This is a genomic window from Ameyamaea chiangmaiensis, assembly GCF_013376175.1.
GTDB lineage: Bacteria > Pseudomonadota > Alphaproteobacteria > Acetobacterales > Acetobacteraceae > Ameyamaea > Ameyamaea chiangmaiensis.
The window spans coordinates 1-5,718 of the sequence record NZ_JABXXR010000160.1 but is presented as its reverse complement, the minus strand read 5'-3'; the positions used below and the strand labels follow the sequence as shown (position 1 = coordinate 5,718).

Sequence of the window (5,718 nt, the reverse complement as noted above, 5' to 3'; positions counted from 1 at the left end):
CAGGCGTTGCGCGCCGAGGGCTACGCCACCGTGGGCGGGCTGGAGCCCGTTGCCGACAACGCCGCCGAAGCGCGCCGTCTGGGTTGCGCGCACGTGTGGCACGCCGACCATCTGGTCGCGCTCGACTGACCGGCCTGCGGGCCGCACATCTTCGTTCAGAACCATCTACCCCGCCCCTCCGGGCGGTTCATGCAAGGAGCAGGTCATGGCCAACGTTACCGTCATCGGCGCCCAGTGGGGCGACGAGGGGAAGGGCAAGATCGTCGACTGGCTGGCCAGCCGAGCCGATATCGTCGTGCGTTTCCAGGGCGGCCACAACGCGGGCCACACGCTTGTCGTGGGCGAGCAGGTCTACAAGCTCTCGCTGTTGCCGTCGGGCCTGGTGCGCGGCAAGACCGGCGTCATCGGCAACGGTGTCGTCGTCGATCCCGAAGCGCTGCTGAACGAAATCGGGCGCGTCAGCGCGCAGGGGCTCGATGTGTCGCCCGCGACGCTGCGCATCGCCGAGAACTGCCCCCTGATCCTGCCAGTCCACGGCGCGATCGACCGCGCGCGCGAAGAAGCACGCGGCGACCGCAAGATTGGCACGACCGGGCGCGGCATCGGGCCGGCCTATGAGGACAAGGTCGCGCGCCGCGCCATCCGCCTGTGCGACTTGGCCGAGCCCGAGACGCTGGACTGGAAGCTCGACGAGCTGCTGCTCCATCACAACACCCTGCTGGCCGGTCTGGGCGCGCCGACCTTCGAGAAGGCCGACCTGCTGAAGCATCTGACGGATCTGGCGCCCAAGCTGCTGCCTTACATGACCGAAGTGTCCGAACTGCTCGACGAGAACAGCCGCAACGGCCAGCGTATCCTGTTCGAGGGCGCGCAGGCGGTGATGCTCGACGTCGACCATGGCACGTACCCGTTCGTCACCAGTTCGAACACCGTGGCGTCGAATGCCGGAACGGGCACCGGGCTTGGCCCGCGCGCGGCCGGATTCGTGCTGGGCATCGCAAAGGCCTATTCCACGCGCGTGGGCGAAGGCCCGTTCCCCAGCGAGCTGTTCGACGACACCGGCCGCACACTGGGCGAGCGTGGGCACGAGTTCGGCACGGTGACGGGTCGGCCGCGCCGCTGCGGCTGGTTCGACGCGATGCTGGTCCGTCGCGCCGTGCGCGTCGGTGGCGTGGACGGTCTGGCACTGACCAAGCTCGACGTGCTCGACGGGCTGCCCGAAATCAAGATCTGCGTGGGTTACGAGCTTGACGGCAAAACCGTCCGCCACTTCCCGGCCGCGCCGGCCGCGCAGTCACGCATCACGCCGGTGTACGAGACCATGGACGGCTGGACCGACACCACGCACGGCGCGCGCTCGTGGGCGGATTTGCCGGCACAGGCGATCAAATATGTCCGCCGGATCGAGGAACTGGTCGGCGCGCCGGTCACGCTTCTGTCGACCAGCCCGGAACGCGACGACACGATCCTGATGCGGGACCCGTTCCAGGACTGACGCCGGGTCCGATTGCGCCTGTCGCCCCACGCTGGGGGCGACCCCGGCCGTCAGGCCGCCGACCCGACGATCTCCACGCCGCCTTCGCGCAGCGCGGCGAGGGCGGCGGTCGGGTCCGGCGCGACACCCCGACAGGCATAAGACGCAACCGTGGTCCGAAAGCCCTCGGCCACCGCGTCCCGCGCGGTCGCCGCGACGCAGTAGTCCAGAGCCACCCCGCACACGACCACATGGTCGACCGACAGATCGCGCAGCAGCCCCGTCAGGCCGGTCGACCGCACGTGATCATTGTCGAAAAACGCGGAATAGCTGTCACAGTCCGCGTGAAGGCCCTTGTGAAGCACATGTGTCACCGGCCGCGGATCGAGACCCGGGCAGAGATCGGCCCCACGTGACCCCGCGATGCAGTGGGCCGGCCACGGACCGCCGTGGTCGCGAAACGAACAGTGATCGGCCGGGTGCCAATCCTTGGTGGCCACCACGGCGCCGAACCCCGCATGGGCAAGCGTGTTGATCGACGGCACGAGGCGATCGCCTTCTGCAATGGCAAGCGCGCCACCGGGCATGAAGTCGATCTGCATGTCGACGATGATCAGGGCCGATCGGCCAGAGCGAGTCATCGGGAAATCTCCGTCGCCAAAGCTCGTGCAGCGAGCGTAACCACATGGGCCGCGCCTGCGGGCCGGTCAGACCCGGCACAGCGCGAATGGCGTGCTATTGCCCGGCATCGCCCGACGTCTGGGCCGAATCCTTGCGGACGGCGGCCTGGTGCGCCTCGACCGAACGGCGCAATGCCTCGTCGCTGCCGATGCTCGGGGCCGTGTCCTGATAGGCGGTGCCCTGCCAGCGCCAGACATCGTGGGAGTCGATGCGCAGATCCCGCATCCCGCCATGGGATTTCGGCATCACCGTCACCGGCCCGCTGACCGAATCCAGCACCTTGGACCAGTGTTCACCGTGTTTCAGATAGACGGAGGTGGAGCATCCGGCCGACCCGCACAGGCTGGCGGACTGGACCTGCACGAACAGGGCGACATCCCCCTTGCGCGACGACAACGGCGCGGAACCGATAAGCACGATCGGCGTCTCCCCCCGCGCCTTGGCGCGTGCGAGGTCGCCCGCCATCAGCTGACGGGCCGAGATGTCCAGCGCCGTGCCGGGCTGCTGCGTCAGGATCACCGGGCCCGTCTGCGCCTGCGCGACGGACATGGCCATGAACGCCGCCACGGCCCATGGGGCCAGAAACCGGATCAGGAAGAACGAACGTGGCATCGGAACTCCGCGCGGGCTATCGACAGGAACTACTATGCCCGGTGACCATGGGCATGAACAGGTCGGGAACACCAGAACATGACAACGCACGAACTGCCCCCCGGATCGCCAGAACCCGGCGTTTATCGACATTACAAGGGCGGTCTCTATACGGTGCTGGCCGTGGGTCGCCATTCGGAGACCGAAGAGTGGCTTGTCACCTATCGCGCCGAGGCGCACGGCACCATCTGGGTTCGCCCACTCGACCTGTGGCAGGCCCCGGTGGCAAAGGGCACGCGCTTCGCCCGTCTGGTGCGCTGAACGGACGGCCTGGTGCCGTTGCCGTCACTGATGGCGCAGCGTCACCACCAGAACATCGCGAAACGCCGGGCGCGTGGGGTCGAGCGGGCGAACCGGCGTCACGCCATGGAACACCCGGTTGTCGTCCACGATGGCGGCGTCCATCGCCCGGTCGAGCGTGAAGCCGCCCAGCGGCTCGCCGCGCAGGCCATGGATCGACGTCTCGCCCTGCGCGATGTTTTCCCGGCTGATCATCAGGACCATTACCCAGTCGACGCCATCGCGGTGCAGGCCCTCGGGCGTCGGCTGCCCGGCCTCGTCCAGGCTGGCCTCGATCCGGAACTGATGGATCTCCGTGTGCCACGCCTCGGGCAGCGCTTCGGGCGGGGTGAGATCGGTGGCCAGCGTATACATCGCGCGCAGCACCGCGATCAGGGCGGGATGCGCCCCGATCTCCGGCTCCACGGGGCGAAACCAGCGCTCGATCCCGCCATTGAGCTCGTTATAGTCGCGGCTCTGGTAATGGGGCTGGTGGCGGCGGCGCAGCACCTGCCCGTCGCTCAGCACGTAGGTGGCGTGGCGCCGTCGGCGGTAGCGGCCGCCATCCGCCATGTAACGGTCCAGGCCGAGCCGACCCCAGCTCGCCGCAAACCCGTCCCAGTCGGTCAGGCCGAACGGCTCCAGCAGCGCCCGCGTGCGTTCGGAGGGCACGAAGACGAACCCCTGATCGCGCAGGGCGTGTTCGAGTTCAGGAAGCGGCGGGACGGGGTGCGTCATCGGTCGGGACCTCGGCCGGCGCGGCGCCGGAAGGAGCCGCCGTAGGAGACGGCGGCAGGGGGGGTGGCGGCGCGGACGGCGCCTCGCCGGTGAACGCGACGTCGATCGGCGCTTCGGTCACCAGACGCATGATCGGAGGCGCCCAGCCGGGGAAATGTACCGCATTGGCGACGAACAGCCCGCGCAGGCGGCGATACAGCTCGCGCTCGATCGTGGCCCGGGCGCCGGCCTCGACACGCACGCGGCCGATCAGCACCGCGCCGCCCGCGTCCGCCGAATTGACGCCCAGATTGTTGAAGCCGCTCTGGACGCGGGTGGCGAAGGCCGGTTCGTCGCGCATCTCGCCCACGACCTGATCGATCAAGGCGGCCACACGATCGGGGTCCTCGCCCAGATCGAGCGTCAACGTCACGGTCACGTAGTTGTAGTCGCGCGACTGGTTGGACACCGACGTCACCGACGAGAACGGGATGATATTGATATCGCCGGCCGACGTGCGCAGACGCAGCGTGCGGATCGACAGATGCTCCACCGTGCCGGTCACCCCGGCCGCCGTAACGACGTCGCCCACCTGGATCGCGTTTTCGACCAGCATGAAGAACCCGGTGATGAAATCCTTGACCAGACTTTGCGAACCGAACGCGATCGCGGCACCCAGAATGCCGGCACCCGTCAGCAGCGGCGCGACATTGATGCCAATCTGCGACAGGGTCGTGACCGTCACGATGATGATGATGAACACGGCCAGCACGGTGCGGATGATCGGCAGGACAGTGCGCAGCCTCACCGCGCGCGACACCGCGTCGCCACTGGAATAGAGCTCCACGCGACGGTCGAGCATGGTGTTCGAGATTTCCCACACCACGATACCGATGGTGATGGCCACCAGAATCGTGACCACAGCCGACAGCAACCGCACGCCCACCGGGTTGCCGGTGAAGAACGCGACGCTGGGCACGCCCCACACCTGCAGCAGTGCCACCGCCGTCAGCACGACCACCATGGCGTTCGTCGTCCGCCGCGCCAGCGGATAGTACCGGTCCAGCCGCCGCTGAAGGGGCGTGGACTCGGTCGTTTCGACCCCACGTCCGCCGAGGCGGAACAGGCGATCCTGCAGGCTGAACAGTGCGATGCCCAGAAGCCGCCCCAGCGCCAGCACCGCCACCGTCAGGCCGGTGGCCTGCCAGATCCAGCGATAGCCGTCATGGCGCTGGGTCGCCCAGACCCCCCAGAACGCGATGTCGAGGAAAATGGCGGGCAGCCACCAGATCCGGGCCAGATGCGCCATGAACGCCCAGAACGGCTGCTTCTGCCGCGCCGCGGAGGGTTGCAGACCATCGGCCACCGGCCCGCGGAGACGCCAGATGAACATGGCGAGCAGCAGATGCTCGATCAGCACGATGGCGCGGATCAGCGCCTGAACGCCGCGTGGTGCCATGTCGAAGGTGCTGCCGACGGTGGTCAGCCACACGATGATCGCCGGTGCGGCCACCAGCACGGCCCACCACCGCACGATCCGGCGCGCGATCGCGGTCGAGACCATCCACAACCGCAGACCCGGCGAGGACGGCGCGAAAATCGTCTCGACGACCAGATACAGGCAGCGTGCGATCACATATGCATTGACCGTCGTCAGACCCACGACCTCGGCTTCGTCGGTCTGCGGCAGCAACGCCACGCCGAGATTGCCGATACCAACGCAGACCGCGACCGGCACCAGCTTCAGAAGAAAGTGACCCAGCGCGAACGGCACGCGGCGCAGGAAACGCATCGTGTCCTGCCCGCGCCGTACGTCCTCGGCGCGCTTGTCGCGTTCGATCTCCGTGCCCGGCTGCCCGTCGACCGGAGCGGCCGGCACGACGGCGGCGGCATCGTCGGGGGTCGGCGACACGGTC

General features: G+C 68.2%; 6 protein-coding genes. 2 read left to right on the top strand and 4 right to left on the bottom strand.

Annotation, left to right across the window (positions count from 1 at the left end; all coding sequences use genetic code 11):
• The first annotated feature begins 205 nt into the window (after window positions 1-205).
• Window positions 206-1,495 carry an adenylosuccinate synthase gene (locus HUK82_RS13915; protein ID WP_176614533.1) on the top strand — a complete coding sequence of 430 codons (1,290 nt, stop codon included), beginning with the start codon at window positions 206-208 and terminating at the stop codon, window positions 1,493-1,495.
• A 50-nt stretch (window positions 1,496-1,545) separates the two neighbouring features.
• Here the strand turns inward: HUK82_RS13915 and HUK82_RS13910 are convergent, their stop codons facing one another.
• Both HUK82_RS13910 and HUK82_RS13905 read right to left on the bottom strand, forming a co-directional pair.
• Window positions 1,546-2,115 (bottom strand): nicotinamidase, encoded by a 570-nt coding sequence (locus HUK82_RS13910; protein ID WP_176614532.1) that lies wholly within the window; start codon window positions 2,113-2,115, stop codon window positions 1,546-1,548.
• Window positions 2,116-2,209: 94 nt separating this feature from the next.
• Window positions 2,210-2,767 carry a hypothetical protein gene (locus HUK82_RS13905; protein ID WP_176614531.1) on the bottom strand — a complete coding sequence of 186 codons (558 nt, stop codon included), beginning with the start codon at window positions 2,765-2,767 and terminating at the stop codon, window positions 2,210-2,212.
• A gap of 78 nt (window positions 2,768-2,845) precedes the next feature.
• On the opposite strand from HUK82_RS13905, the gene HUK82_RS13900 reads away from it, so the two are divergent.
• Window positions 2,846-3,067, top strand: coding sequence for a DUF1653 domain-containing protein (locus tag HUK82_RS13900; protein WP_176614530.1), 222 nt, complete (start codon window positions 2,846-2,848; stop codon window positions 3,065-3,067).
• A gap of 24 nt (window positions 3,068-3,091) precedes the next feature.
• Here the strand turns inward: HUK82_RS13900 and HUK82_RS13895 are convergent, their stop codons facing one another.
• A complete protein-coding gene (locus HUK82_RS13895; protein ID WP_176614529.1) occupies window positions 3,092-3,823 on the bottom strand; it encodes a 2OG-Fe dioxygenase family protein in 732 nt (243 codons plus the stop codon).
• Window positions 3,795-5,718, bottom strand: a 1,924-nt coding sequence (locus tag HUK82_RS13890; protein WP_176614528.1) for a mechanosensitive ion channel family protein, incomplete at its 5' end; no start/stop codon positions are given. The genes HUK82_RS13890 and HUK82_RS13895, both read right to left, overlap by 29 nt.

Coding starts and splice junctions, on each gene's coding strand:
- HUK82_RS13895 (WP_176614529.1), bottom strand. CDS start 3,823: ATGACGCACCCCGTCCCGCCGCTTCCTGAACTCGAACACGCCCTGCGC.
- HUK82_RS13900 (WP_176614530.1), top strand. CDS start 2,846: ATGACAACGCACGAACTGCCCCCCGGATCGCCAGAACCCGGCGTTTAT.
- HUK82_RS13915 (WP_176614533.1), top strand. CDS start 206: ATGGCCAACGTTACCGTCATCGGCGCCCAGTGGGGCGACGAGGGGAAG.
- HUK82_RS13910 (WP_176614532.1), bottom strand. CDS start 2,115: ATGACTCGCTCTGGCCGATCGGCCCTGATCATCGTCGACATGCAGATC.
- HUK82_RS13905 (WP_176614531.1), bottom strand. CDS start 2,767: ATGCCACGTTCGTTCTTCCTGATCCGGTTTCTGGCCCCATGGGCCGTG.